This window comes from Streptomyces sp. NPDC048442 (assembly GCF_040651475.1).
Classification (GTDB): domain Bacteria; phylum Actinomycetota; class Actinomycetes; order Streptomycetales; family Streptomycetaceae; genus Streptomyces.
The window spans coordinates 177,306-200,699 of record NZ_JBEZKB010000012.1 but is presented as its reverse complement, the minus strand read 5'-3'; the positions used below and the strand labels follow the sequence as shown (position 1 = coordinate 200,699).

Sequence of the window (23,394 nt, the reverse complement as noted above, 5' to 3'; positions counted from 1 at the left end):
CGGCCTCTGCGGCGTACGCCGGCTTCCACGGTGGACGCGTGGGGAAGAGCCCTCTGGTTGATCTGCCCCGACGCTGTCTTCTCGCCGAATCCCTATGGAAGGTCCCGGCCTCGGCCATTCCGCCGGGGGCCGCAACGGACAGATATTCGGTCGCGACGGCCGTCCCCGACGCAGCTTCGCCATGGGAGCCGCAGCGGCGTTCATGATGGCGGACCGCTGCAACAACCTTTGGACCGCCTACGGGGATGAAGGGGGTCTACGGCGACCCCATCAGCTCGGCCGGCCTGACCCGGTGGGACAGCGGGGGCAACCAGCTGTGGGCGTACTGGCCGCCCCAGGGCGTCGCCCAACGGAGACCCACTCCGACGCTACGCCCGCCCCACGGGCCGAGGCCGGAACCCCTACCTGCACGGCCGGTCCACAAAGCAGTGGTACGTGCTGGGTCTGTAGCCGGGGAGGTGTCCAGCAGAGGGGCGTTGCCCGCACGGCCGGCCGTTACGGCGGTGCGCGTGTGGAGAGGCCTCCGGCTGCACGCGAGTCGCTGCCGGTGGGCAACGGGGTGCGGTCCAGGGCTTGTTCCAGTCCCCGCAGGTCTGCGTCGTGCACGCCGCACTTGTACGCGACGGGCAGACGACTGTGAAGATGCCGGTGGATATGCGGAAATCGTCGCGTGGCGCGTCTTCTCCTTGCCGACGTCACTTCTGGGGCCGGCCCATTTCCCGTTCCGCGAAGTCTCGGAAGCTGCGTGGCGAGCCGCGCAAAACGAAGTCGGCCCGAGGGGCGGCAGCAGCGCACTCCGGCCGCTCACAGTAGCGAACCGACATGCGGCACTCCACGACATGCATTGCGTAGTGAATCCCCTACGCTGCGTACACATTCGTCTTCTGTGAGGGGAACTCGCAATGCACCGCCGCCGTCTTGGACTTGTCGCCGCCTCCCTGCTCGCCTTCGGTATCGCCGGGCCCGCCGTGCCGGTGCACGCGGCAGGAGGGGATCACCTCGTCGTCACTCTCACCCGCACCGACGGCGACGACGGAACGTACAAGATCCGCTGCCACCCAGCCCGCAGCCACGGCTACGAGGACCCGCAAGCCGTGTGTGACCAGCTGGACGATGCCACCGTCTGGGGCCGAGACCCCTTCGCGCCCGTCCCGCCCGACGCCGCGTGCACGATGATCTACGGCGGGCCGCAGCGCGCCCACGTCACCGGGCGGTGGGCGGGCAGGCCCGTGGACGCCGAGTTCGACCGGACGAACGGCTGCGAGATCGCCCGCTGGGACAGGTTCTCCAGGCTGTTGCAGGGCTGAGCCGAGTTGCGTACGGCTACGGGCGCGCGTCCCCTGCCCCGAGCAGCGCGTCGAGGAAGTCGCCGCGCGAAGTCCCGTCACCCGCGAACCAGATGCTCATCCGGTGGTCGGCAGCCGGGAGTACGAGCCTGGTGTACTGCGCGTCCGACCCGGTGAGCGCCTCGTCGACGGCCTCGGTGACCGCCGGCGGAATCACCTCGTCCACCGCCGGCGTCGCGAGTACCGCGCGCACGGCGGCGGGCAGGCCCCGGAAGGTGTCCAGGGCAGGGGACGTCCGCCAGCTCTCCGGCGTACGGATGATCCCGGTGAAGCCCGCACCGAACGGAACCGGCCACGCCTCGGCCGCGTACACCGCCGGCGCACCGAGCCCGATGGCCGCGACCCGGGGCCCGTAGTGCGCGGCCAAGTCGGCGACGGTCTGGCCGCTCATGCTGAAGCCGATCAGCAACAGGCGCCGGTCGGTGGGGAGTTGGGAGTCGACGACTGTACGGGCCTGCTCGAAGCGGCGCTCCAGGCTGAGCTCGCTGAGCCTGCCGGTGCTGGCACCGTGACCGGAGAAGTCGAAGGCGAGTCCGTGGTGCCCACGGGCCGCGAGGTGCGTAGCGAGGACGGTGGGGCTCTGCTTGTCGCCGTTGCCTGCACCGTGCAGGACCACGGCGGCGAGGGGCTCCGAGGGCGAGAGCGAGGGCGAGGGAAGGTGCCGGGCTGGCGGGACCGCCTCCGCGCAAGTGAGGGTTTCGCCGTCGCAGTCGATGGTGAAGTGCCGTACTGACACAGCAAGTTCGGCATCCCGCCGGACATCTGCGCCGGCCTGGCCCGCCTCGCGAAGATCGGTGCTCGGGGCGGTGCGCATCTCGGTCATACGGTCTCGCCCTCCGAGGGAGTGATCACGCTGCCCGGCACGGGCCAGATCGCACGATACCGGCCGCACGGGCGACCGCCAGCACTCTCCCTACACTTGGCCGGATGACCGAAACCCACCAGTCCGCGGACCTGCCCGTCGCCCCCGTGCTCGTCGACCACTCCCCCGACTGGCAGGCGCGGGGCCGGTCCTTCACCGGCGAACTGCTCGCCGCGCTCGCGCCTTTCGCCTCGTACGTCGAACACATCGGCAGCACCTCGATCCCAGGCATGGCGGCCAAGCCCGTCTTCGACCTCCAGGTGAGCGTCGCAGACCTTGAGGAGGCGGAGAAGGCGTTCGCCGAGCCCCTCTCCGCGCGGGGTTTCCAGCTCTCCCGGCACCGGCACGACCACGTACCGGCAGGTCTCGACGACGATCCACAGGAGTGGACGAAGCGTCTGTGGTCGCGGCGTGCGCATCCGGCGGGCCCGGACGTCAACCTCCACGTACGCCGCCTGGGGTCGCCCAACGAACGCCTCGCGCTGCTCTTCCGCGACTGGTTCCGCGCACACCCGGAGGCGGTCCCCGCGTACGCCCGCTTCAAGCAGGTGCTCGCGGGCGCGGTCGACGACACCGGGGTGTACGCCGACGTGAAGGACCCGGTCGTCGACCTCGTCGGCACGGTCGCGGAGCCGTGGGCGGCAGCCACGGGCTGGACGCCGCACGGCCGTCAGGGCTGACCGACGCGGTTGCTTCCGGGGTTGTCCAAGGCCTGGCTGCCAGAGATCCGGCTGCCCAGGGCCTGGCTGCCAAAGGTCCGGCTGCCCAGGGCCTCTTGGAGCGCGTTCGTCCACTTCGTACGTACCGCGCCCCACTCCCTCTCGCACCCTGCGGCACGGGCAGCGGGAAGGCCTCCCGTGCCCGCCGGGTCCCGGTGGCCGGCGCGTGTGGCTCCGTAGACGTAACACAGCTGGTTGACGGCGCGCTCGCGGTCCGGAGCGTGTTCGTCCGCCGTCGTTTCCTCGTCCTCCACGTACACCTCGGCGGACATCCGCCACGCCTCGGCCGCAGTACGCAGCTGCCGTTCGCCTGACTCCCCCTCGCGCAGCAGCATCAGCGCCGCGAACTGGTCCGCCAGGTCCTCCTCGTTGCCCGGCAGCTTGAGTCCGAGGACGTCGAGGAGGGCGTGGGCGGACTCGTGGAAGAGCGTTTCGAGGAGTACGGAGCGGACGTCGTCGGCGGTGGCCTGCCGGGGGCCGCCCTCCCGGAAGAGTTCGCGCGTCTCGGTGACCTCCTCGTAGCAGATCTCGATGCGCCGGGCCTCCGGATCGTACGAAGGCCCTTCCCCCGCACAGGACTTGACGAGGAGCGGGACCGGCGCCCGGTCACCCCAGTCCAGGAACCCGGCCAGAGCAGAAGCGGCCTCCTCCGCCGTCTTCCGCTTGCGCAGGAACGCGGCGTCCTGCTGATCGGCCGGCGCCGGATCCTCGTACCGTACGGTGACGACTTGGCGCGGTACGGAGACGGCCGGAGGTGATCCCGGGGCCTGGCACGCGGAGCCTGCGGCTGTCAGCAGTGCTACGGCCAGTGCTGTGCGTGCCGTGCGTGCCGTGCGTGCCGTGCGTGCCGTGCGTGCCGTGCGTGCCCGCGTCCCTGTCCGTACCCGTGTCTGTGTCTGTACCCGTGTCTGTGTCCGTGTCCGTGCCATCCCATGATCCTTGCCGATCGCGTGCCGACCTCTTCCCGCGCTACAGAGGTACGACAGTCGCTTCCGTCGCCTTGATGCTGGTCCACACCGGGGACCCGTCGGCGAGGCCGAGTTCGGCGGCGGCCTGCGGGGTGATTTCGGCGACGAGGTCGGGGGCGTGCGGCGAGGTGATGAGGACTCGGAGGCGGCTGCCGCTGGTGGTGATCTCCCGGACGGTGCCCGCCCAGATGTTGCGCGGGCTGCCGCCGGGTTTGTCGCGGTGCACGGAGACCGCTTCGGGGGCGATCACGGCGAGTGCGGGCGTGCCGGTGGGCAGGGGGTCGGCGATGACGAGGCTTCCGCCGTCCTGGAGTTGGAGCCCGTCCGGGGTGGCGGTGCCGGGCCAGGCGTTGCGGCCGAGCATGCGGGCGACCCAGGGGGAACGCGGGTGGCGGGTGACTTCGGCCGGTGCCGCGTCCTGCAGGGCCCGCCCGTCCTCGAGTACGAGAACCCGGTCGGCGAGCGAGACCGCTTCGACCGGGTCGTGGGTGACGATCAGGCAGACGCCGCCGAAGTCGGCGAGGTGGGTGCGCAGGGTGTGGCGCACCTGCCCACGGGTGGTCTGGTCGAGGGCGGCGAGGGGCTCGTCGAGGAGGAGCAGCCGGGGGCGGGCGGCCAACGCCCGTGCCAGGGCGACGCGTTGGGCCTGGCCGCCGGAGAGCTGGGAGGGTTTGCGGGCGGCCAGGTGGCCGACACCGAGGCGGTCGAGCCACTCCTGGGCGCTGCGGCGGGCCTCGGCCCTCGGGACCTTGTGGGCGCGCAGCCCGTAGGCGGTGTTGGCCAGTGCGCTGAGGTGCGGGAACAGCGCGCCGTCCTGGGGCACCCAGGCGACACCGCGCCGGTGCGGGGGCAGCGCGCTGACGTCGATGCCGCCGAGGCGGAGCTCGGCGTGGGCGCGGGGGGTGAGGCCGAGGAGGGCGCGCAGGAGGGTGGTCTTGCCCGCACCGTTGGGGCCGACGACGGCGATGGTGGTGCCGGGTTCCGCGTCGAGGGTGAGTTGGTTGAAGCCGGTGACGTCGGCGTGCAGCGGCCAGCTCTCCCGTACGGGATCAGGACTGGGGCAGGCTGAAGGAGCGGGGTGGGCGGCCTGGAGAGGCGCGGGATCCGGCTCCTCCGGCGCGGGATCCGGCTCCTCCGGCCGGTCCTGTGCCACCTTCGCGGCCGTGCTCGGGCCGCCCGTCCAGCGTCCCCGCAGCGCGATGAGTACGGCCATGGCGACGGCGAGCAGGAGCAGCGAGACCGAGGTGGCGGCTTCCGGGCTCTCCTGGAGCAGCAGATAGACCTGGAGGGGCAGGGTCTGGGTGGTGCCGGGCAGGTTCCCCGCGAAGGTGATGGTCGCGCCGAACTCTCCCAGCGCCCGTGCCCAGGTGAGCGCGGCGCCCGCCACGAGTCCCGGGGTGACCATCGGCAGGGTGACGGTGAAGAACACCCGCAGCGGCGACGCTCCCAGGGAGGCCGCCGTCTCCTCGTACCGGGGCCGCAGCCCGCCCAGCGCCCCTTCGAGGCTGATAATCAGGAACGGCATCGCGACGAACGTCGCCGCGACAACGGCCCCTGCGGTACTGAAGGGCAGCGTGATGCCGAACGTGTCCTCCAGCCACCCTCCGAGCAGTCCCCTGCGGCCGAAGGCGAGGAGGAGTGCGACACCGCCGACGGTGGGCGGCAGCACCATCGGCAGGAGCACGAGGGAGCGGACGAACGCCTTGCCGGGGAAGTCGACACGGGCCAGCAGCCATGCCAGCGGGACGCCGAGTACGACGGAGAGGCCCAGCGCCCAGGCGGAGACGACCAGCGAGAGGGTGAGCGCCTCGGTGGTCCCGGGGCTGGTCAGATGCGTGCCCAGTTCACCCCATGAGGTACGGGTGAGGATCCCGATCAGCGGCAGCAGCAGGAAGGCGACGGCCACGAGCGCGGGAACGGCCAGGGCGATCGGGGCGCGGGTGCCGGTGCGGGCGCCGACGCGGGGGCCTGTGCCGATGCGCGGGCCTGTGCCGGTGCGGGGGCCGGTGCCCGTGCGGGGGCCGGTCGTGCGGCTGCGGAGGTGTTTCATCGAGGATCCCTGAAGCTGGGGTCTGGAAGTGCCGTGCGGGCGGCCTCGGCGCAGGCGCACGGTGTGTACCTGCGCCCGGACGGGGCCGCCCGCACGAGTGTCTACCGGGTTACGGCTTCTGGAAGCCCGCGCCCCGCAGGAGCTTCTGCGCCTCCGGGGTGGACAGCCACTTCACGAACTCGGCCGCCGCGGCCGCGTTCTTGGACGTCTTGAGCGTGGCGGCAGGATAGGAGGCGACCGCGTTCTGCGCGTCCGGGATGTCGATGGCTTCGACCTTGTCGGTGGCCGTGGCGGCATCGGTCTTGTAGACGAGCCCCGCGTCGGCCTCGCCCAGTTCGACCTTGCTGAGCACCGCGCGCACGCTGGGCTCCTGCGAGACCGGCTTCACGACGATCTTCTGGGCGTCCAGGATCTTCTTGCTGTACCGGCCGACCGGCACCTCGGGCGCCGCGAGGACGACCTTCAGCTTGGTGTCGGCGAGGTCCTTGAGGCTGCCGACCTTCTCCGGGTTGCCCTTGCCCGTCGCGATGACGAGGCGGTTCTTGGCGATGACGGTCGGGGCGCCGGTGTCGGACTTCAGCCCGTCCATCGTCTTCGTGTCGGCGGTGACCAGGGCGTCCGCGGGCGAGCCCTGCTTGACCTGGCTCGCCAGTTCCTGCGATCCGGCGAAGGAGAACTTCACCTTCGTACCCGGGTGCGCCTTCTCGTACACGGCACCCGCCGCCTTGAAGACGTCGGTGAGGGAGGCTGCGGCCAGCACCGTCAGCCCGGCCTTCGGGGCTCCGCCGGCCGCTGCCGAGTCCTGGTCGGCCTTCTTGTCACTGTCACTGCCGCCGCCACACGCGGCCAGCGGAACGAGGAGGACCGCCGTGACGATCGCGGCTGCGGTACGGCGTCCGGTGAAATGGGGCGCGAGGGACATGGGGAGGGGGCTCCTTGGGCTAAGGCTTGGGTTAAGGGTTGGGTTCAGGTGCGGTCGATGTGCACGCTGGTCGACTTCACACGGGCGGTGGCCTGCATGCCGACCTCAAGACCCAGCTCCTCGACGGCCTCCCGGGTCAGGAGCGACACGAGCCGGTGCGGCCCGGCCTGGATCTCCACCTGGGCCGCCACGTCGCCGAGCTTCACCGCGGTGACGATGCCGGGGAACGCGTTGCGGGCCGAGGTATACGAGACGTCCTCCTCGCCGGCGGCGCTCTGGGCGACCTCGACGGAGAACGCGGCGAGGTCGCGGCCGTCGATGAGCCGGCGCCCGCCCTCGTCGCGATGGGTGGCCACCCGCCCGGCGTCCGCCCAGCGGCGGGCCGTGTCGGGACTGACGCCGAGCAGACGCGCGGCCTGACCGATGGTGTAGGACTGCATGTGCCGCAGAATAGGCGCTCTGAGGTGGCATTTACAAAGGTCTGATGCGAACCTCCATGGCAAATGCGACACCTGTTGGAGAAAAGCACGGACCCACGACGGGCGTCAGGGCATGCCCACGTAGTTCTCGGCGAATGCGGCTGCACACGTGCGGGAGTCGCGCAGCTGTCGCAGCCGGGCCAGACGCAGCTGCTGCTCGAAGTCGGCCCCGGCGCCGGTGCCCAGGTCGGTGTGCAGCAGCTGGAGCAGCCAGTGCGAGAACTCCTGCGCGCGCCAGACGGAAGGAAGCCGCAGGGCGGAGTACCGGTCCAGGAGATCCGTGTTCTTGCGGTGTACGGAGTCGATGATTCCGGCCGCGAGGGCCGCCGCGTCCGCCATCGCCAGGTTCATGCCCTTGGCTCCCGCCGGACTGACGACGTGGGCCGCGTCGCCCACCAGGTAGAGCTTTCCGTACTGCATGGGCGAGGTGACGCAGCTGCGCAGGTCCAGCACGTGCTTGTCGAGAATGGGCCCGGTGTTGAGGTGCCAGTCGCTGTCACGCAGGGCGAGGCGGTGGTGCAGCTGTTCCCAGACGCGTTCGTCGGGCCAGTTGTGCGGATCGTCCCCGGCGGGGCATTGCAGGTAGAAGCGGCTGATCTGCGGGGTGCGGAGCATGTGGCCTGCGAAGCCGTCCCGGTGCAGTCCGTAGATGATCTCGGTGGTGGCGGGCGGGGCCTCCGCCAGGACGGCCAGCCAGCCGGCCGGGTGGCGCAGCCGGTACGTCCGTGCGCGGCCGGGAGGCAGTGCGGCCCCGGAGATGCCGTGCTGGCCGTCGCACCCCGCGAGGTAGTCGCACTGGATCCGGGCCGTCTCGGCGGAACCGGTCGTGCAGAGGATCGCGGGCCCCGGTCCGTACAGCCGGCGCAGTGCCGTACAGGCGGTGTCGAAGTGGAGGGTGCCGCCCGCGCGCAGGAATGCCGCGACAAGGTCCCGGACGAGGAACTGCTGCGGGTACACGTAGTGGGCCTGTCCGCCGGTGAGCTCGCTGTAGGGCACGGAGAAGTACTCGCCCTGGTGCCGGAACTCGCATGCGGTGTGCCGCATCCCTTCGGCGAGCAGCCGGTCGGCGAGCCCGTGGCGCGTCAGCAGTTCCACCGTGGGGTGCGCGATCAGCCCCGCCCGTGCCCGCCGCTCGATGTGGGCCCGGCTGTGCCGTTCGAAAATGGCGCAGTCGACACCCGCTCCGAGCAGGAGGTTTCCCAGCAGCAGCCCGGCCGGTCCGGCTCCGATGATGCCGACGGTGACGCGTTCGCTCATCGTGCACCGCCGGTTCGCCGGCGAGAAGTCAGGGCGACGAGCTGGAAGGTCTCGCTCACCCAGGCGACCGGTGTGGCGCACAGATCGACCCGGGCGGTCACCTCGAGTACGGCAGCCCGGTCCGTTCCGGCCGCGGGCAGGGCCTCCCAGTGCAGTGTGTGCCGTCGCGGCCGCAGCCCGGCGAGGACGGTCCCCAAGGAGGTGTCCGTCGTACGCAGACAGTGGCGGGCCTCCAGGGGGAGCCGGTTGGTCACCACCACCGCCTGAGCATCCATCACCACCTCGTCGTGGCAGGTGAGGAACTGGATGCGCCGGTCCTGGGCGCGTTCAGTGCCCTGGGCGTGCAGCAGGGCGCGCAGGGAGTGGGCGACCGGGCCTTCGGAGCGTTCCAGGAGGCGGAGGCGGGGGGCGTACCCCAGCCAGCGGCCCAGGGTCGCCGTCACCCCGTCGGTGTCCACCAGGTGGCGGACCAGCCGCCACAGGTCAGGATCTCGCGCGAGGTCCTCCAGCGTGACGGGGGGAATCGCCCTGGAGGACGGCCGTAATTCCATCGGAGGTGTGCGCCTCCCTCGGACACGCAGGACACGCGAAACATGCAGGACGCGCGGGACGCGCTCGGCTGCGCGCTGCGCCGAAACCCAACACCCTTTCATCGTAAGCCCGTTCGGGGCAGCGAGACCGTCCTCACACCCATGCGAATGCCCCACGGCCCGGGGGGGGTGGGGCCGTGGGGCATTCAGGATGCTCAGCGGGCTGGGGGGATGCGCCTGCCGAGCTCGGGTCGACGTTCTTCTGCCCCGTGTCAGGGCGGGCATTCACGTCGTGGTCGAAAATTCGCTGCTACTTGCAGGCCGCCACGTTGTCCGCCGTGCCGGGCCTCGCTGCCGCCCCGGTGTCGTTGAAGTTGGTCACGAAGGCGTTGTAGAGGGCGTCGTCGTTGATGCGGACCATCGACTCGTCGTTGTCGCGCAGGGCCGGGCCGCTCCAGTTGTGGCTGCCGGTGAAGACGAGCTTCTCGCGGGCGCCCGCGTACATGCCGTCGATCATCAGGTTCTTGGAGTGCACGATGCGGTTCGGGGTGGGGTCCGGGGTGCCGGCGTCCCCGTCGTCGTCGTGCTGGTAGCAGCGAGTGGCGAGGCGGGTCTGGCCGTGCAGGGCGTTCCAGGTGCCGCTGTCGGTCTCGCTGTAGACGAGGTCGACGGTGCAGCCGGCGGCGGCCAGCGAGCGGAGCTTGTCCGCGACGCCCTGGCGGGTGATCTTGAGCATGGCGGCGCGGATCGCGGTGCGGTGGGTGCCTGCCGAGTCGGTCCAGGTGCAGGCGACGTTGTCGAGGGCGTTCACGACGGTGTCGGTGTCGTTGTCCGAGCCCGCGCGCGGGAAGAAGTAGACCTTGTACGCGCCCGCGTTGGCGGACGTGTACGTCCAGTTGGCGCGGTCCTGCTTGCCGAGCTTCCCGAAGTAGGCGGTGTACGCGGCGTAGAGCTCCGCGTTGCCCGCGACGCCGACGGCGCTGTTCCAGTAGCGGGAGTAGTTGGAGGGTGTGAGGTTGGAGGTCATCTGGAGGACGACCTGCTTGGCCGTGCCGCCGCCCAGGCTGCTGAAGAGCAGGAACTTGTTGTGGTTGATGCCCGCGCCGGCGGTCGGGCCGAGGCAGGAGCGGCCCTTGGTGCAGAGCTTCACGTACGACGGCTTCGTCATGTCCGTGCCGAGGGCCGTCCTGAGGGTGTCGTACGAGACGTCATTGACGCCCTCGGTACTGACCGTCGTCTCGTCGAGGACGACCTGGACGTTGATGCCGCGCGCGGTGTGCGCGGCGGCGAGTTCCTGGGCGAAGGTCTTGTCCCAGAAGTGGTAGAGCGCCATCTGGATCGTCGAGCCGTTGTCGGCGGCGGCGATCATCGCGCGCGCCCGGTCGCGGATCGCGTTCTGCTGGGCGACGTCGCCTGTGGGCCGGTTGAAGACGGGCCCCATCGGCGGAACCGCCGCATCCGCCGCACCGACCTCACCCGCCGCCCCGGCCTGCGGCACGGGACCGAGGACGAGACCGGCGGCTGCGACCGCGAGCGCGGTGGCGAAGGTGGCGAGGCGTCGGTGGAAACGAGAGTGCACGGGTGGTTCCCCCTGGAGGCCGGTGACTTGACCGAAGCGGCAAGCATGAGCATGCCATTTTCGGTACGTGAGCATAGGGGGTGCCCGCCTCCGGGGGGCTCGAATCGGCCATGCCCGTACGGCAATTGATCCTCGTACCGTACGGCGATTGATCCTCGTACCGTACGGCAATTGATCCTCGTACCGTACGGGCGTGACCGCCTCGGCACACCTCTCAATACACCTCTCAATGCCCCGGCAGTACGCACCTCGTGTCCAGCCCCAGTACGCGGTTGAGCCGGCCGAAGGCCAGCCAGGAGCCGAGGCTCATGGTCAGTTCGACGATCTCGGCCTGGCTGTAGTGCGCGGACATCCGGGCCCAGAAGTCCTCGTCCCCTTCGAGGCCGTGGTGGTCCAGGGCGTACCGCTCGGCGTACTCGGCGGCCAGTCTCGTACGGTCGTCGAGTACGCCGGGGGCATCGCCGGTGCGCCAGTTGGTCACCGCGTCGGCGAACCCCTCCTCGACCTTTTCGCCGTCCCGGTCGGTCCGCCAGTCCAGGCAGAACAGACACCCGTTGAGCTGCGCGATCCGCAGCCGCGCCGCCTCGAACTCGCGCAGGCCGAGGGTGGTGTGGGCGTAGACGGCGAGGGAGAAGTTCGCGGCGGCGGGGCCGATGCCGGGGACCATGTCGCCCCAGACGTACTCGATGGGGTTCTTGCCGTCGGGGATCTCTAGGTGCACGACTGGCTCCTTCCGAGTCGGCCCGCTGCCGGGCGCAGGGGGACGTCGAGGGCGTCGTAGAGGCCGGGTTCCGCTTCCGTCAGCCAGTCGATGGCGTTGACGAGGCGGCCGACGGCGGTGGCGTTGCCGCCCGCCGAGCGGTTCTCGTCCTCGTCGCTCGCCTCGACGGTGACCTCGATACGGGGCCTGCCCTCGACGATCACGCGATGTGCGCCGGTGCCGTCGGGCGGCGTGGGCCAGTCCGGGGCGCAGGACGGGTGGATGCGGGTGATGTGCTCGATGACCAGGCGGGGTACGCCGCCGACGATGCCCTGGACCTCGAAGCGGACCGCGCCCTGGGTGCCCGCCTCGAACTTGCCCATGGTGCGGGTGGTGACCGTGTCGTCGAGCGGCCGGCGCTCCAACGTCTCGCGGATGTCGTCCAGTTGGACGTCGAGGGCCCGTGCCAGCAGCCGTATCTGACCGCCCCACACCATCGTCGGCACGGTCGCCGTCAGCATCGGCGGCTGGTACTCCATGGGGTGCCCCATGCCGATGAGGTCACGGACGGACTCCGGCTGGTCGTACGTCGAGTAGTCGAAGATCTCCTGGCAGCGGATGGTGTCGACGGTGGAACCGAGGCCGCTGACGAGAAGCGGCAGGACGTCGTTGCCCCAGCCGGGGTCGACGCCGGAGACGAAGAGGGAGCCGCCGCCGTCCGCGATGGCTTCCAGGAGGGGCTCGCGGAGTTCGGGCGGGGCGCTCGGCGGGTCGTAGAGCGCGTAGAGGGCGGGGGTGACGACGACGGCTCCGGTACGGAGGGCCCGCGCGACGTCCGCATGGGCCTCGTCGGGACGGAGGTCGCCGGAGGCGGCGTAGACGACGGCGCGGGGGCGGGCGGCCAGGACGGTGTCGACGTCGTCGGTGGCACACACCCCCAACTCACCCTCCAGCCCTGCCAGTTGACCCGCATCGCGGCCGACCTTCCGCGGGTCGTGGACGAGTACGGCGGTGAGCTTCAGCGCCGGATGGGCCGCCACGGCACGGATGGCCGCGCGGCCGACGTTCCCGGTTCCCCAGACGACCGTGGAAATCATGCGGCGGAGGGTAGCGCGGAGGGCGCACGGTTCCCATAGCCGTGCACATGGCGGTTGTGGCGCAGCCGTGCACATGGCGGTTCTGGCGCGTTGCGGTTCCGGGCTCATTGCGGTTCCGGGCGCCTGCCTCAGTGCTGGATCAGACCGCCGGTCGGTACCGGGGGGGACGTGGCCGGTCGCCGGGGCGGTCAGCGCCAGGGCGAGGCCGACGTCAACCAGGGAGGACCGGCCGAGGTGACGGGGACGGCCCTTGTGTCCACGCCCAGCAGGCGCTCGACCACGGCGTCCAGGCCGGTCTCCTCGGCGACCTCCCTGACCACCGCGTCGAAGGGGTCCTCGGCGTCCTCGACCCCGCCGCCCGGCAGCGTCCAGCCGCGAGTCGCAGTTCCGTCCGGGGAGATTACCCGCCGCCGGTGAGTCGTCCCGGCTCCCCCGGGCGATCGCTTGCCCCCGTACGCCTGCGGACCAGGTCCATGTCCTCCCCCGGCAGCGCGTCGGCGGCCAACAGCCTTGGCAGCAGCTCCGGTTCGCGGGTCAGCGCGCGGAAGGCGAGTGCGACGGTCACTCCGTGGCCGGGGCGGTGCACGATCTCGACCGGGTCGCCGGCCCGGATGTCCCCCGGCTCGACCACGCGGAGGTACGCGCCGGGGCGCGCGGCCCCGGTGAACAGCCCGAGCCAGCCGTCGCGCTCCAGCCGGCCCTGGAAGGTCGCGCACGGGATCCGCGGGCACGACACCTCCAGGACGACGTCCGGCCCGATGCGCCAACGCTCGCCGATCAGGGCCCCGTTGACGTCCAGGCCGACGGTCGTGAGGTTCTCCCCGAAGACGCCGTTCGGCAGTGGCCTGCCCAGCTCGGCCTCCCACCCGTCGAGGTCCTCCCGGGCATGGGCGTAGACGGCCTGGTCGGCGCCGCCGTGGTTCTTCACGTCGTAGACCCGGTCACCGGCGAGACCGACCTCACCGGTGCCTTTGGGCCCGGGGGCGGAGACGGCGACCGGGCCCTCGACGGGCCGCTTGTCGATGCCTGTCGCTCCGAGCCTCTTCCAGGGGTTCGGGCGGGGTCTGCCGATGTTGACGGAGAGCAGCATCATGGGGCGACCGTACGCCGTGAAGCAGAGCGCCCCACCTCATTTTTCGGCGAGCAGCGCGTACAGCAGCGGGATGCGGGGGGCGGTGTCGGGCAGCCGCCACCAGCCGCCCGGGGTGCGGACCATGTCCGGCCAGCGGGGCCAGGGGAGTTCGTCGCTCTCGCGGAGGCGGGTGAGTCGGAGGCCCGCACCGGTGAGTGCGTTGAGGACCTCGCCCAAGCCGTGCATCCACTCGTAGCAGTCGGTCGCGCCCTGTACGGGCGGGCCGTCGGTGTAGGTGTGCGTGGCGTCCCTCGCCACCGCGCCCCGGCCGGCCAAGTAGTCGTGGCGGAGCAGGAGTTCGGGGCCTTCGCCGGGGGCGGGGGACGGGCCGAGGGAGTTGAGGAGGGGGTGGAACTCGGCCAGGTAGAGGCGTCCGCCGGGGCGCAGCAGCGCAGCCACCGTGTGTGCCCAGCGGCCCAGGTCGGGGAGGTAGCAGAGGGCTCCCTTTCCGGTGTAGACGACGTCGAACCGGCGTTTGCCGAGGGCCTGTTGGGCGTCGTAGACGTTTGCCTGGACGTACGTCACCGGCAGCCCGGCATGGGCCGCCAGCCGCCTCGCCGCAGCCACCGACTCGCCGGAGAGGTCGAGGCCGACCGTGCGGGCGCCCTTGGAGGCGAACGCCATGGTCTCCGTACCGAGATGGCACTGCAGGTGCAGTACGTCGCGTCCGGCGAGGTCGCCGAGGTCCGCCCACTCGTAGTCGGCGAACCAGCGCTCGGGGCGGGCCTCGGGCGAGTTCACGTCGTAGAAGCGGCTGGCGAGGTGGACGGGGGTGCGGGCGTCCCAGTTGAACTGGTTGGCCCGCATCATGTCGCGCACGGCAGGATCGAATCCCGCGACCCCCTCCCCGGCCTCCCCAGCCGCCCCGGAACCCCGGTTCATTCGGTGTCGATTCCGGAGATGGCGGCGGGCCCGATCGGCGCCTCGTCCTCGCCCAGGCCCGCGGAACGCAGTGCCGCGACGGCGATCCGACGGGCCTCCGCCTCGGCCTCCTTGCTGGTGGCCGCGTGCACTTCGAGGCGGATGACGAAGGTCGAGTTCTCGTCGTCGAGGGTGAGACGGTTCAGCTCCTCGGCCTCGCCCAGGGCGGTGTGCCGGGGATCGGCGGGACTGAGCTCACGCAGGAGCTCCGCGTGCGCCGCGGGGTCAAGCGTGCCGAGAAGGGTGCCGGGGAGCGTCACGACATAGGTGGTCATCCTCGGACCGTACCCGCACGGGGCAGGGTAAATCGGCCCGCGAGGAGGTGGGCACCGGAGGCTGGGGGTGCCCAGGGGGCCATGGGCCGGGGCCGGGGCCCGTTGTGGGTCGGGGACGTGGACTCGACCCTGGACGTGGCCCGAGCCGGGGGCCGGGGAGCCCGTGGCCCGTGGCTCGGGGACGTAACCCGTGGACGAGACCCGGAGGCCGGAGGCCGGGAGACGGAGCCGGGAACTGGGGGCCGTGGGGGCCGGCCACAAGGCCCAGGGGGCCATGGGCCGGGGCCAGGGCTCGGGGACGGGGCCGGGGGCCCGTTGTGGGTCGGGGACGTGGACGCGACCCCGGACGTGGCCCGAGCCGGGGGCCGGGGGCCCGGCGCCGTGGACGCGTGCCCCGTGGCTGTGGCCCCGGGGGCCGGGGGCCAGAGGGCCCGTGGCCCGTGGCTCGGGGACGTGTCCCGTGGACGAGTCCCGGAGTCCCGGAGTCCCGGAGGCCGGGAGACGGGGCCGGGGCCGGGGCCGGAAAGCCGGGAACTGGGGGCCGTGGAGGCCGGGAGTTGGGCCCGGGGGCCCGCAAGGCCCGGGGGCCTTCTCCTGCTGTCCGCCGTCGAGTCCCTGCTGCTCGCCGTCAGGGCCCTGCCACTCGCCCTCAGGGCCCCTTCTTCTCACCGTCGGAGCCCTGCTGCTCACCGTCCCGGCTCGGCGGTCTCCCCCACGGCGTTTCCAGCGCGGCGCGCAGCGCGTCGACCGTGTCGCGGCCGATGCGTTCGGCGAGTCGGTCCTCCAGTCGGGCGAGGACGGTCTCGGCCCTGCGGTGTGTGCGCCCGCCCTCCTCCGTGCGCTTCACCAGTCGCTGCCGGGCGGAGGTGGGGTCGGGGAGCTGTTCGAGCAGGCCTGCGGCGATCAGGCCGTGTACCGCCTGGTGGGCGGTCTGCCGGGTGACTCCCATCCGGCGGGCCAGCTCCGAGACCGTCGTCCCGTTCTCGTCGAGTACGGCGAAGAGCTGGACCTGGGTCGGGGAAACGGGCGCGACACCCGCCTCCTCCAGCGCGGCCAGCAGCCCTTCCTCGAACCAGCGCCGCGCGTCGCCGAGCAGCTGGGGGAAGGGACGGGGGCGGGGACGTGGGGGGTGCGGGTGCATGGGGCCTCGGGGGAGCAGGGAGCGGCGGGGAGCGGACGGGAGCGGCAGGTCCGGAATCGTATCGGGCTCCGTGCTGCGGGTTGTCCGTCGGCCGTCTTGTATGTCAGGCTGCCTGACGTTTCCGATTCCATGAACATGAAGGGGATGCACCCATGACCATCGAGTACGCCACCCGCTACCGCACCACCTCGCACATACCCGCCGACCCCACGAAGCCGTACTTCATCGAGAAGGGCGAGGGTGACCGCGCCCACCTCTTCGGCGACCTGATCACCGTCTACGCGGGCGGCGAGCAGACCGAGAACACCTTCAACTTCTTCACGGTCGAGGGCCCCAAGGGCGACATCATCCCGGCGCACCTGCACGCCGACACCCACGAGGTCTTCTACGTCACGCAGGGCGCGGTACGGCTGTTCGTCGAGGACACGGCGGGCGAGCAGCAGGAGAAGCTGCTCACGCCGGGCGACTTCGGCTTCGTACCGAAGAACTGCAAGCACGCGTACCGCATGGAACGCGACCACAGCCAGGTCGTCGGCGTCGCGGCCGGGCCCGGCGGAACCTTCGAGCGGTTCTTCGAGAACCTCGGGGCACCGGCAGAGGAACTGGGCCTGCCGCGCGAGCCGGTGATCCCGGAGCCGCACAAGTTCGGGACCGTACCGGCACAGTTCGACGTGCGCTTCCTGCCCGACCACCAGTGGCGCACCCGGTGACGGCGGCCACATCTCAAGACGCCCGAGCCGTACCAGCCGTACGGGAGCTGATCGCCGCGCCGCATCCCGACCACGCCCCACTGCCCACCGACGGCGCCCCCGGCGTGCGCGAGTTGCGCGGCGTCCCGTACGCCGAGGTGCCGGGCAGCCGTCCGCCGGAACTGGACCTGTGGCTGCCGCAGGACAGGCCGGAGTCGGAAGGACCGCTTCCGCTGGTCCTGTTCGTCCACGGCGGCGCCTGGCGGCGCGGCCGGCGCGACGACATGGGCTTCCGTACCCGCCACTGGTCGCCCGGCCCCTTCGCACGTATCGCCGCCGAGGGCTTCGCGGTCGCCTGTGTCGACTACCGACTCAGCGGCGAGGCGCCCTTCCCCGCCCCGCTCGACGACCTGCAGGCAGCCCTGCGCTGGCTCACCCTGCGTGGCGCGGAACTGGGCATCGACACGGAGCGGACCGTCGTGTGGGGCGAGTCGGCGGGCGGCCACCTCGCCTCGCTCCTCGCCCTGACGCACACCGCTCCGCGACCGGTGGGCGCGGTGATCTGGTACGCCCCGAGCGACCTGACCGCCGTACGGGGCCACTTCACCCCCGAGAATCCCGCCACCCCCGAGGCCCTGCTGCTCGGCGCCGCTCCGGCCGCCGTCCCCGAACGCGCCCACGAGGCCAGCCCGCTCTCCCGGGTCCGTCCGGACGCACCGCCGTACCTCCTCGTCCACGGCGAGGCGGACACCATGGTCGACCCCTCGCACAGCACCGCCCTCGCGGCGGCCCTGGAGGAGTCCGGTTCCCCCGCCGAACTGTGGACGGTGCCGGACGCCGACCACGGCTGGCACGGGCTGCCGGACGCGACGGTGGAGGAGATCTTCACCCGTTCCCTGAACTTCGCCCGCTCCCTGGCCTTCCCCCACCTTTGTGTGGACCCAACAAATGAGCCGGAGGTGAATCGGTGGGCATGACCCGCGCCTCTCAGGCACATCATTGAAAGGATCATCGTGAACGCGCAGAGTCTCTTGTGCGGTTTCAACGATGCGATGGCCGAGGGAGCACGGTATGAACAGCCAGGTGTGCCAGGTGTGGGTGACCGGAATCGGGGCGTTGACACCACTGGGCGCGGACGCCGCGTCGACCTGGGCCGGCATGCTGGCCGGCCGGTCGGGGGTCCGGGCGCTGGAGGAGGAGTGGGCCGCGGACCTTCCCGTACGGACGGCGGCCCGGCTGACCGAGGACCCAGCCGCGCGATTGCCGCGCCCACAGGCCCGGAAGCTGGACCGGGGCGAGCAGTTGGCGCTGCTCGGTGCACGGGAGGCGTGGCAGGACGCGGGGGCTCCCGAGGTGGAGCCGGAGCGGCTGGCGGTGGTCATCGGTACGGGAACGGGCGGGGTGCTCACCACTCTCGGGCAGGACGACGTGTTCGAGGAGTCGGGGGCACGGCGGCTGTCCCCGTTCACGGTGCCGATGCTGATGCCGAACGGTCCGGCCGCCTGGGTCAGCATGGACCTGGGCGCGAAGGGCGGCGCCAGGACGCCCGTCAGCGCGTGCGCTTCGGGCGCGGAGGCGTTGGCGATGGGGCTCGACCTGATCCGGGCGGGCCGGGCGGACGTGGTGGTGGCAGGCGGCACGGAGGCGTGCGTCCACCCGTTCACGCTGGCCGCGTTCGCGCAGATGAAGGCACTGTCGACGCGTTCCGACGACCCCGAGTCGGTGTCCCGGCCGTTCGACGTGGACCGCAGCGGGTTCGTGATGGGCGAGGGGGCGGGGCTCGTGGTGCTGGAGCGCGCCGACTTCGCGCGGGCGCGCCGTAACCCCCGTACGTACGGAACACTCGCCGGCGGCGCCGTGACGTCCAGCGCGGGGCACATCACCGCGTCGGACGCGGAGGGTCAAGTCCAGGCGATCGAGGGGGCGCTGAGGGACGCGGGGGTGACGGCGCGGGACATCGGGCACGTCCACGCGCACGCCACGTCCACCGAGTCCGGCGACCTGGCGGAGGCGGAAGCGATCCGCCGGGCCGTCGGTACGCACGCGTCGGTCACCGCGACCAAGTCGATGACCGGCCACATGCTGGGCGCGTCCGGCGCGGTGGGCGCGATGGCCGCACTGCTCGCCCTGCGGGACGGGGTCGCACCGGCCGTACGCAACCTCGAACGGCTCGATCCCCGGGTGGAGTTGGACGTGGTGCAGGGCGACAACAGGAAGGGCCGCTGGGATGCCGTACTGGCCAATTCCTTCGGCTTCGGCGGGCACAACGTGAGCCTCGTCCTCACCCGGTGACGGGCGCGAGGCCTCCCGGCCGGCGCAGCTCCCGTACCGTCTTCCGCACCCGCTCGGTCAGGGGCGCCGGCAGCGTCCCGTACCCCCGTCCTGCCGCCGACTGCTGTCCAGGACCGCTCAGCGCGTGCTGGAGAAACGCCTTCAGTACGGGCAGGGCCGCGGCCTCGTTGTTCGGGGCGCACACCACCGCGTACGACATCTGGACCAGCGGGTACGCGCCCGGGGTGCGTGCCGCGGCCGCGTGGTCGAGGGCGACGGGGTCGCGGCCGATGCTGCCGGGCCGGCGGGCGACGGCCACGGCCTTGGCCGCGGGTCCGTTCGTCGGCGGTGACCGGGGCGTGGCCGGGACCGGGGCGTGGCCGGGACCGGACACCAGCCGGACGACGTTCGCCTTGCGCTCCTTCGCCTCCGCCAGCGGGTGGACCAACTCCCCATCGGCCCCTGGGAAGGCCTGGGCGTACTGGACCTCTGGGCCACCGGCGCACTCGCGGCCGGCGGCGCACTGCTGCGTTCGCGGGACGCCTGAGCGCGCCGAACTGCGCTGACACGCCTGCCGGATTCAGACGCTCCGGGTCCCGAACCGGTCGGAACGCGTGGATTCCGTAGCGCCGCACACGCCCGGACCCGACCATGTGATTCGTTCGCGTACCGGTGTCGTGGGAGGACGTATGGGCAAGCAGGTCAAGTGCAAGTCGACCAGGACCACCACAGGGAAGCCGTGCCAGAACCCCGCGATGATCGGGTTCTCCCGGTGTCAGCGGCACCGTGGCGAGTGGAATCGTCCGCAGCCGAAGAAGACCAAGAAGCGCTGACTGCACCCGAACCCCGGGCGTCGGTAGTGTCCATGACATGAAGATCGACGACTCGCCCAGGACCGCGGGGCAGCGCAAGCAGGACGTACTGGCACGGCTGGAGGAGGAGTCGGACATCTGGGTCGCCACGGCGGATGCGGACGGGATTCCGTACCTCGTGCCGCTGTGGTTCCGCTGGGACGGGGAGGCCATCTGGCTGGCGACCCGGATCACCAGTCCCACCGGCCGCAATCTGAGCCGACTCGGGCGGGGCAGGCTCTCGTTCGGGAACACCGACGACGTGGTGATCTTCGACGGGTCGGTGGAGACCTTCAGCGCCGACGAGGTGCCCGTCGCGGCTGCGGACGCCTGGGCGGCGAAGTGGGGGTGGGACCCGCGCCGCAGCGCCCGGAGCACCAAGCCGTACGCGTACTTCAGGGTGCTGCCCCTGACCGTGCAGGCCTGGCACGGGGAGCACGAACTGCGGGGGCGGAACGTGATGGGCGAAGGACGGTGGGCCGCATGACAGGGCAGCGGGATGTGCACCTCCCTTCCTCCTCCGCCGGTCCCGTCCGGCACCGTGAATCCGGTGTGTGGCTGGTGCGGTTCACGGAGCGGTTGTACGTGGTGTGTCCGGGATGCGGCGGGCGTGCGGTCGTCGTTCCCCGGCCGGGTCTGCCCGTACTGAAGTACTCCACCGAGCTGCTGTTCCGGCCACGGCGGCTGGCCTGCGCCGGGTGCGGAGCGGTCGCCGAGTGGGAGGCGGCGACGGAGGGCAGGGCGCTGCGCGGGGCGGACGCGGGCGGCACCGAGGATCCGTTCTTCCGGCGGCCGTTGTGGTTGCAGACCCGGTGTGCGGGGCAGGTGCTGTGGGCGTACAACGAGGAGCACGTGGCGGAACTGACCGCCTACGTGGGGGCGCAGTTGCGCGAGCGGGGCGGATTCGGGGGCTCGAAGAACGCGATGATTCCGCGTCTGGCGGCCTGGCTGAAGCGGGCCGAGAACCGGGCGGAGGTGCTGGCCGGTCTTGACCGGTTGCGGGGGCTGGCAGAGCGGTCGGCTCCGGCCGACCGCTCGGACGCGGCGTACGAGCAGGGGGAACGACCGCAGCCACAGCGGAACTTGTACTTCCGGGGCGGGGCGTACTAGGCCGGGCGTACGGGGTCGGTCGTACTGGGAAGACCAGTCACTCCGTGTCCTCCTTGTGGCGCTGGTAGTACCGTCCGACCCGCACCCGGTTTCCGCACAGCGCCGGTGAGCACCAGCGCCGTCTCGGGTTCACCGCGAGGAACAGGAGCCTGCAGCCGGGTCCCTCGCAGCAGCGCACCCTGGCGAGTGCGGCCGGGTCGATCAGCAGGTCGACGGTGGCGTCCGCCAGTTCGGCGAGCAGGACGTCGGTGGCGCTCCCCGTACGCACCCGGGTCGCGGTGACGGCGCCGCCGTCCCAGTCGAGTCTGCGGTGCAGGGGGGCTGCGAGCTGGGCCCGGGTGAGCGCGCGCAGCGCCTGGGCGGGCGGCTCCTCGCCGTCGCGGGCGCATGCGACCACCTTCTCGATCCGACTGCGCAGCGCCCGCACCGCGTCGAGGTCAACGCGGGGGCCAGTGCTGTCCGGACCTGGGGTCGCCCGGCTGAGCCGTCCCTCCTGGGCCTCCAGCCAGGGGCGGAACCGCTCGGCGGAATCCAGCAGGTCGATCTCGCCGCCAGGTCCGTTGGCGCGGGTGTTGACCAGGTCCAGCGGAAGGGGCTCGCCGACCGGGGGCATCCTCTTACTCATGGATCTAATGCTACTCCAACCCATTGACCCATTAGCAGCCCGCCCGCTATAACTAATGCATCAACGCCACGAGGGAGCATGTGACATGACGAGACACACCGCAGCATCCGGCATCGAGGTCGCCCGTACGGTCCACCGCTTCGTGGAGGTGGACCGGGTCCGTGTCTTCTACCGGGAGGCCGGCCCCGCCGACGCGCCCACACTGTTGCTGCTGCACGGCTTCCCGTCCGCCTCGCACCAGTTCCGGCGACTGATCGACACCCTCGGCACCCGCTACCACCTGGTCGCCCCCGACTACCCCGGCTTCGGCCACACCGAGGCCCCCGAGGACTTCGACTACTCCTTCGAAACCCTCGCCGATGTCATGGAGGGCTTCGTCGAAGCTCTGGGGCTCGGTGCGGACGGGTTCACGCTCTACACCTTCGACTTCGGAGGCCCGGTCGGCATGCGGCTGGCCGCCCGGCACCCCGAGTGGATCAACGGGCTGATCGTGCAGAACGCCAACGCCTACACCGAGGGCCTCTCCGACCTGGCCCTGGGCCTGACCGCGAACCGGCCGGGCGTACCGGGCGCCGAGGACCGGGTCCGCGAGATCCTGACCCTCCCGGTCACCCGGGGCCAGTACGAGGGAGGGACCGGCGACCCCGCCCTTGTCGCCCCCGACGGCTGGACCCTGGACCAGCACTTCCTCGACCTGCCCGGCCGCAAGGAGGCCCAGGTCGCACTGGCCCTCGACTACCACTCCAACATCGCCCGCTACCCGGCCTGGCAGCAGTGGCTGCGCGAGCACCGCCCGCCGACCCTGGTGCTGTGGGGCCGCGGTGACGCGTTCTTCCCGGAGGCCGGGGCGCACGCCTATCTGCGCGACCTGCCCGAGGCGCAGGTGCACGTCTTCGACACCGGCCACTTCGCGCTGGAGGAGAAGCTCCCCGAGATGGCCCCCTTGATCGCCGAATTCCTCGACGCATCCGCACACCCCACTGAGAACGCCAAGAAGGCGACACCCGTGAAGAGGTCACCCATGAAGATCGCGATTGTCGGAGCAAGCGGAAACATCGGCGGCGCCGTAGCCGCGGAGGCGGCCGCACGCGGTCACCAGGTCACACCGCTCGGCCGTGCCACCACCGATGTCAGCGACCCCGCCGCCCTGGCCGAGGCCGTCGCCGGACACGACGCCGTGGTGGTCGGCGTCAAGGGCCCTGACCACCTGGTGCCGAGAAGTGCGCAGGCACTGCTGAAGGCGCTGCCCGAGGCCGGAGTTCCCCGGCTGGTGTTCCTGGGCGGCGGCGGCAGCCTGGAGTACGCGCCGGGCGAACGGTTCGTCGACTCCCCCAACTTCCCCGCCGAATACCTGGAGACGGCACGCGACCAGACCGAGGCCCTCGACCTGCTGCGCGCCGCACAGACGCCGGTCGAGTGGACCTATGTCAGCCCGCCGCCGATGTACCTGGTCCCCGGCCCGAAGACCGGCTCCTTCCGCACCGAGGCCAGGGACACCCCGATCACCGACGCCGACGGCGAGAGCCGGATCTCGGTGGGCGACTTCGCAGCCGCGGTCGTGGACACGCTGGAGCAGGGAACCTTCGTCCAGAAGCGGATCACCGTCGGCTACTGACCGGCCCGCCGACCCCGGCTCCACGGTCCCATCCGATCAGGCCTGCCAGTACGGCGACCAGCGGCAGAAGGCTCAGGCTCAGCATCCCGGCGGGCAGCTTCGAGGCGAGGCCGAGGACAGCGATCCGCCGGAAGCCGGAAATCTTCATCAAGTCCCGGTAAGCGGCGGGGAGTTGGGGGGAGCGCATACGAGGGGGCGGGCGCTGGGGCTGGAGTGGTGGCTGGGCGGGCATGGACTCGGTTCCTCGGGTCTGGG

25 protein-coding genes and 1 pseudogene are annotated in these 23,394 nt (G+C 71.6%); 8 read left to right on the top strand and 18 right to left on the bottom strand.

Annotated features, from left to right (window positions below):
- The first annotated feature begins 902 nt into the window (after positions 1-902).
- Positions 903-1,307 (top strand): SSI family serine proteinase inhibitor, encoded by a 405-nt coding sequence (locus AB0D18_RS20225; protein WP_362420030.1) that lies wholly within the window; start codon positions 903-905, stop codon positions 1,305-1,307.
- A 16-nt stretch (positions 1,308-1,323) separates the two neighbouring features.
- Here the strand turns inward: AB0D18_RS20225 and AB0D18_RS20220 are convergent, their stop codons facing one another.
- A complete protein-coding gene (locus tag AB0D18_RS20220) occupies positions 1,324-2,169 on the bottom strand; it encodes an alpha/beta hydrolase family protein (RefSeq protein WP_362420027.1) in 846 nt (281 codons plus the stop codon).
- A gap of 104 nt (positions 2,170-2,273) precedes the next feature.
- On the opposite strand from AB0D18_RS20220, the gene AB0D18_RS20215 reads away from it, so the two are divergent.
- Positions 2,274-2,888 (top strand): GrpB family protein, encoded by a 615-nt coding sequence (locus AB0D18_RS20215; RefSeq protein WP_362420024.1) that lies wholly within the window; start codon positions 2,274-2,276, stop codon positions 2,886-2,888.
- On the opposite strand, the gene AB0D18_RS20210 is transcribed toward AB0D18_RS20215, so the two are convergent.
- The 14 genes and pseudogenes from AB0D18_RS20210 to AB0D18_RS20145 all read right to left on the bottom strand — a co-directional run bounded on the left by AB0D18_RS20210 (position 2,879) and on the right by AB0D18_RS20145 (position 15,978).
- Complete coding sequence (locus tag AB0D18_RS20210; protein WP_362420021.1) at positions 2,879-3,856, bottom strand: DUF4344 domain-containing metallopeptidase; 978 nt, start codon at positions 3,854-3,856, stop codon at positions 2,879-2,881. The two genes, AB0D18_RS20215 and AB0D18_RS20210, sit on opposite strands and share 10 nt — an antisense overlap.
- A 40-nt stretch (positions 3,857-3,896) precedes the next feature.
- Entirely contained in the window at positions 3,897-5,945 is a 2,049-nt protein-coding gene (locus AB0D18_RS20205; protein WP_362420018.1) for an ABC transporter permease, read from the bottom strand.
- Between the two features lie 109 nt (positions 5,946-6,054).
- Positions 6,055-6,867, bottom strand: a complete 813-nt coding sequence (gene modA / locus AB0D18_RS20200) for a molybdate ABC transporter substrate-binding protein (protein ID WP_362420015.1) — start codon at positions 6,865-6,867, stop codon at positions 6,055-6,057.
- A 44-nt stretch (positions 6,868-6,911) separates the two neighbouring features.
- On the bottom strand, positions 6,912-7,307 hold the full coding sequence (locus AB0D18_RS20195) for a helix-turn-helix transcriptional regulator (protein ID WP_362420012.1): 396 nt from the start codon (positions 7,305-7,307) through the stop codon (positions 6,912-6,914).
- A 105-nt stretch (positions 7,308-7,412) separates the two neighbouring features.
- Positions 7,413-8,603: a 4-hydroxybenzoate 3-monooxygenase gene (locus tag AB0D18_RS20190; RefSeq protein ID WP_362420009.1), complete on the bottom strand. Its 1,191-nt coding sequence runs from the start codon at positions 8,601-8,603 to the stop codon at positions 7,413-7,415.
- Complete coding sequence (locus tag AB0D18_RS20185) at positions 8,600-9,154, bottom strand: hypothetical protein (RefSeq protein WP_362420006.1); 555 nt, start codon at positions 9,152-9,154, stop codon at positions 8,600-8,602. Before AB0D18_RS20185 ends, AB0D18_RS20190 begins: the two co-directional genes overlap by 4 nt.
- Before the next feature lie 289 nt (positions 9,155-9,443).
- Entirely contained in the window at positions 9,444-10,712 is a 1,269-nt protein-coding gene (locus tag AB0D18_RS20180; protein WP_362420003.1) for a phospholipase D-like domain-containing protein, read from the bottom strand.
- A gap of 226 nt (positions 10,713-10,938) precedes the next feature.
- Complete coding sequence (locus AB0D18_RS20175) at positions 10,939-11,433, bottom strand: carboxymuconolactone decarboxylase family protein (protein WP_362420000.1); 495 nt, start codon at positions 11,431-11,433, stop codon at positions 10,939-10,941.
- Positions 11,424-12,509, bottom strand: coding sequence for a dihydrodipicolinate reductase (locus tag AB0D18_RS20170; protein ID WP_362419997.1), 1,086 nt, complete (start codon positions 12,507-12,509; stop codon positions 11,424-11,426). The genes AB0D18_RS20175 and AB0D18_RS20170 overlap by 10 nt, the downstream gene beginning before the upstream one ends.
- Positions 12,510-12,637: 128 nt before the next feature.
- Positions 12,638-12,910, bottom strand: a pseudogene (locus tag AB0D18_RS20165) (NUDIX domain-containing protein).
- Complete coding sequence (locus AB0D18_RS20160; protein ID WP_362419994.1) at positions 12,910-13,602, bottom strand: MOSC domain-containing protein; 693 nt, start codon at positions 13,600-13,602, stop codon at positions 12,910-12,912. Before AB0D18_RS20160 ends, AB0D18_RS20165 begins: the two are co-directional and overlap by 1 nt.
- Before the next feature lie 36 nt (positions 13,603-13,638).
- The gene (locus AB0D18_RS20155; protein WP_362420126.1) at positions 13,639-14,451 is read right to left on the bottom strand and encodes a class I SAM-dependent methyltransferase; all 813 of its coding nucleotides are present in this window, start codon (positions 14,449-14,451) and stop codon (positions 13,639-13,641) included.
- Between the two features lie 68 nt (positions 14,452-14,519).
- Positions 14,520-14,837, bottom strand: a complete 318-nt coding sequence (locus tag AB0D18_RS20150; RefSeq protein WP_362419991.1) for a hypothetical protein — start codon at positions 14,835-14,837, stop codon at positions 14,520-14,522.
- A gap of 649 nt (positions 14,838-15,486) precedes the next feature.
- Positions 15,487-15,978, bottom strand: coding sequence for a MarR family winged helix-turn-helix transcriptional regulator (locus AB0D18_RS20145; RefSeq protein WP_362419988.1), 492 nt, complete (start codon positions 15,976-15,978; stop codon positions 15,487-15,489).
- A 152-nt stretch (positions 15,979-16,130) separates the two neighbouring features.
- Here AB0D18_RS20145 and AB0D18_RS20140 point away from each other — a divergent pair, with 152 nt between their 5' ends.
- From AB0D18_RS20140 to AB0D18_RS20130, 3 genes are all read left to right on the top strand, one after another.
- Positions 16,131-16,688: a quercetin 2,3-dioxygenase gene (locus tag AB0D18_RS20140; protein WP_362419985.1), complete on the top strand. Its 558-nt coding sequence runs from the start codon at positions 16,131-16,133 to the stop codon at positions 16,686-16,688.
- On the top strand, positions 16,685-17,644 hold the full coding sequence (locus AB0D18_RS20135) for an alpha/beta hydrolase (RefSeq protein ID WP_362419982.1): 960 nt from the start codon (positions 16,685-16,687) through the stop codon (positions 17,642-17,644). Before AB0D18_RS20140 ends, AB0D18_RS20135 begins: the two co-directional genes overlap by 4 nt.
- A 94-nt stretch (positions 17,645-17,738) precedes the next feature.
- The gene (locus AB0D18_RS20130) at positions 17,739-18,959 is read left to right on the top strand and encodes a beta-ketoacyl-[acyl-carrier-protein] synthase family protein (RefSeq protein WP_362419979.1); all 1,221 of its coding nucleotides are present in this window, start codon (positions 17,739-17,741) and stop codon (positions 18,957-18,959) included.
- Here AB0D18_RS20130 and AB0D18_RS20125 read toward each other — a convergent pair.
- Positions 18,949-19,386, bottom strand: a complete 438-nt coding sequence (locus AB0D18_RS20125; protein WP_362419977.1) for a hypothetical protein — start codon at positions 19,384-19,386, stop codon at positions 18,949-18,951. The genes AB0D18_RS20130 and AB0D18_RS20125 overlap by 11 nt on opposite strands.
- Before the next feature lie 422 nt (positions 19,387-19,808).
- On the opposite strand from AB0D18_RS20125, the gene AB0D18_RS20120 reads away from it, so the two are divergent.
- A complete protein-coding gene (locus tag AB0D18_RS20120) occupies positions 19,809-20,276 on the top strand; it encodes a pyridoxamine 5'-phosphate oxidase family protein (RefSeq protein WP_362419975.1) in 468 nt (155 codons plus the stop codon).
- A complete protein-coding gene (locus AB0D18_RS20115) occupies positions 20,273-20,899 on the top strand; it encodes a hypothetical protein (protein ID WP_362419973.1) in 627 nt (208 codons plus the stop codon). Before AB0D18_RS20120 ends, AB0D18_RS20115 begins: the two co-directional genes overlap by 4 nt.
- 37 nt (positions 20,900-20,936) lie before the next feature.
- On the opposite strand, the gene AB0D18_RS20110 is transcribed toward AB0D18_RS20115, so the two are convergent.
- A complete protein-coding gene (locus tag AB0D18_RS20110) occupies positions 20,937-21,524 on the bottom strand; it encodes an ABATE domain-containing protein (protein ID WP_362419970.1) in 588 nt (195 codons plus the stop codon).
- A gap of 85 nt (positions 21,525-21,609) precedes the next feature.
- Here AB0D18_RS20110 and AB0D18_RS20105 point away from each other — a divergent pair, with 85 nt between their 5' ends.
- On the top strand, positions 21,610-23,139 hold the full coding sequence (locus AB0D18_RS20105) for an alpha/beta fold hydrolase (protein WP_362419967.1): 1,530 nt from the start codon (positions 21,610-21,612) through the stop codon (positions 23,137-23,139).
- Here the strand turns inward: AB0D18_RS20105 and AB0D18_RS20100 are convergent.
- Positions 23,123-23,371, bottom strand: a complete 249-nt coding sequence (locus tag AB0D18_RS20100; protein ID WP_362419964.1) for a hypothetical protein — start codon at positions 23,369-23,371, stop codon at positions 23,123-23,125. The genes AB0D18_RS20105 and AB0D18_RS20100 overlap by 17 nt on opposite strands.
- Positions 23,372-23,394 lie beyond the last annotated feature (23 nt).

Excerpts from the sequence above, each read along its gene's own strand:
- AB0D18_RS20225 (WP_362420030.1), top strand. The coding sequence starts at position 903 with ATGCACCGCCGCCGTCTTGGACTTGTCGCCGCCTCCCTGCTCGCCTTC.
- AB0D18_RS20220 (WP_362420027.1), bottom strand. The coding sequence starts at position 2,169 with ATGACCGAGATGCGCACCGCCCCGAGCACCGATCTTCGCGAGGCGGGC.
- AB0D18_RS20215 (WP_362420024.1), top strand. The coding sequence starts at position 2,274 with ATGACCGAAACCCACCAGTCCGCGGACCTGCCCGTCGCCCCCGTGCTC.
- AB0D18_RS20210 (WP_362420021.1), bottom strand. The coding sequence starts at position 3,856 with ATGGCACGGACACGGACACAGACACGGGTACAGACACAGACACGGGTA.
- AB0D18_RS20205 (WP_362420018.1), bottom strand. The coding sequence starts at position 5,945 with ATGAAACACCTCCGCAGCCGCACGACCGGCCCCCGCACGGGCACCGGC.
- modA (WP_362420015.1), bottom strand. The coding sequence starts at position 6,867 with ATGTCCCTCGCGCCCCATTTCACCGGACGCCGTACCGCAGCCGCGATC.
- AB0D18_RS20195 (WP_362420012.1), bottom strand. The coding sequence starts at position 7,307 with ATGCAGTCCTACACCATCGGTCAGGCCGCGCGTCTGCTCGGCGTCAGT.
- AB0D18_RS20190 (WP_362420009.1), bottom strand. The coding sequence starts at position 8,603 with ATGAGCGAACGCGTCACCGTCGGCATCATCGGAGCCGGACCGGCCGGG.
- AB0D18_RS20185 (WP_362420006.1), bottom strand. The coding sequence starts at position 9,154 with ATGGAATTACGGCCGTCCTCCAGGGCGATTCCCCCCGTCACGCTGGAG.
- AB0D18_RS20170 (WP_362419997.1), bottom strand. The coding sequence starts at position 12,509 with ATGATTTCCACGGTCGTCTGGGGAACCGGGAACGTCGGCCGCGCGGCC.
- AB0D18_RS20160 (WP_362419994.1), bottom strand. The coding sequence starts at position 13,602 with ATGATGCTGCTCTCCGTCAACATCGGCAGACCCCGCCCGAACCCCTGG.
- AB0D18_RS20155 (WP_362420126.1), bottom strand. The coding sequence starts at position 14,451 with ATGATGCGGGCCAACCAGTTCAACTGGGACGCCCGCACCCCCGTCCAC.
- AB0D18_RS20150 (WP_362419991.1), bottom strand. The coding sequence starts at position 14,837 with ATGACCACCTATGTCGTGACGCTCCCCGGCACCCTTCTCGGCACGCTT.
- AB0D18_RS20145 (WP_362419988.1), bottom strand. The coding sequence starts at position 15,978 with ATGCACCCGCACCCCCCACGTCCCCGCCCCCGTCCCTTCCCCCAGCTG.
- AB0D18_RS20140 (WP_362419985.1), top strand. The coding sequence starts at position 16,131 with ATGACCATCGAGTACGCCACCCGCTACCGCACCACCTCGCACATACCC.
- AB0D18_RS20130 (WP_362419979.1), top strand. The coding sequence starts at position 17,739 with ATGAACAGCCAGGTGTGCCAGGTGTGGGTGACCGGAATCGGGGCGTTG.
- AB0D18_RS20120 (WP_362419975.1), top strand. The coding sequence starts at position 19,809 with ATGAAGATCGACGACTCGCCCAGGACCGCGGGGCAGCGCAAGCAGGAC.
- AB0D18_RS20115 (WP_362419973.1), top strand. The coding sequence starts at position 20,273 with ATGACAGGGCAGCGGGATGTGCACCTCCCTTCCTCCTCCGCCGGTCCC.
- AB0D18_RS20110 (WP_362419970.1), bottom strand. The coding sequence starts at position 21,524 with ATGAGTAAGAGGATGCCCCCGGTCGGCGAGCCCCTTCCGCTGGACCTG.
- AB0D18_RS20105 (WP_362419967.1), top strand. The coding sequence starts at position 21,610 with ATGACGAGACACACCGCAGCATCCGGCATCGAGGTCGCCCGTACGGTC.
- AB0D18_RS20100 (WP_362419964.1), bottom strand. The coding sequence starts at position 23,371 with ATGCCCGCCCAGCCACCACTCCAGCCCCAGCGCCCGCCCCCTCGTATG.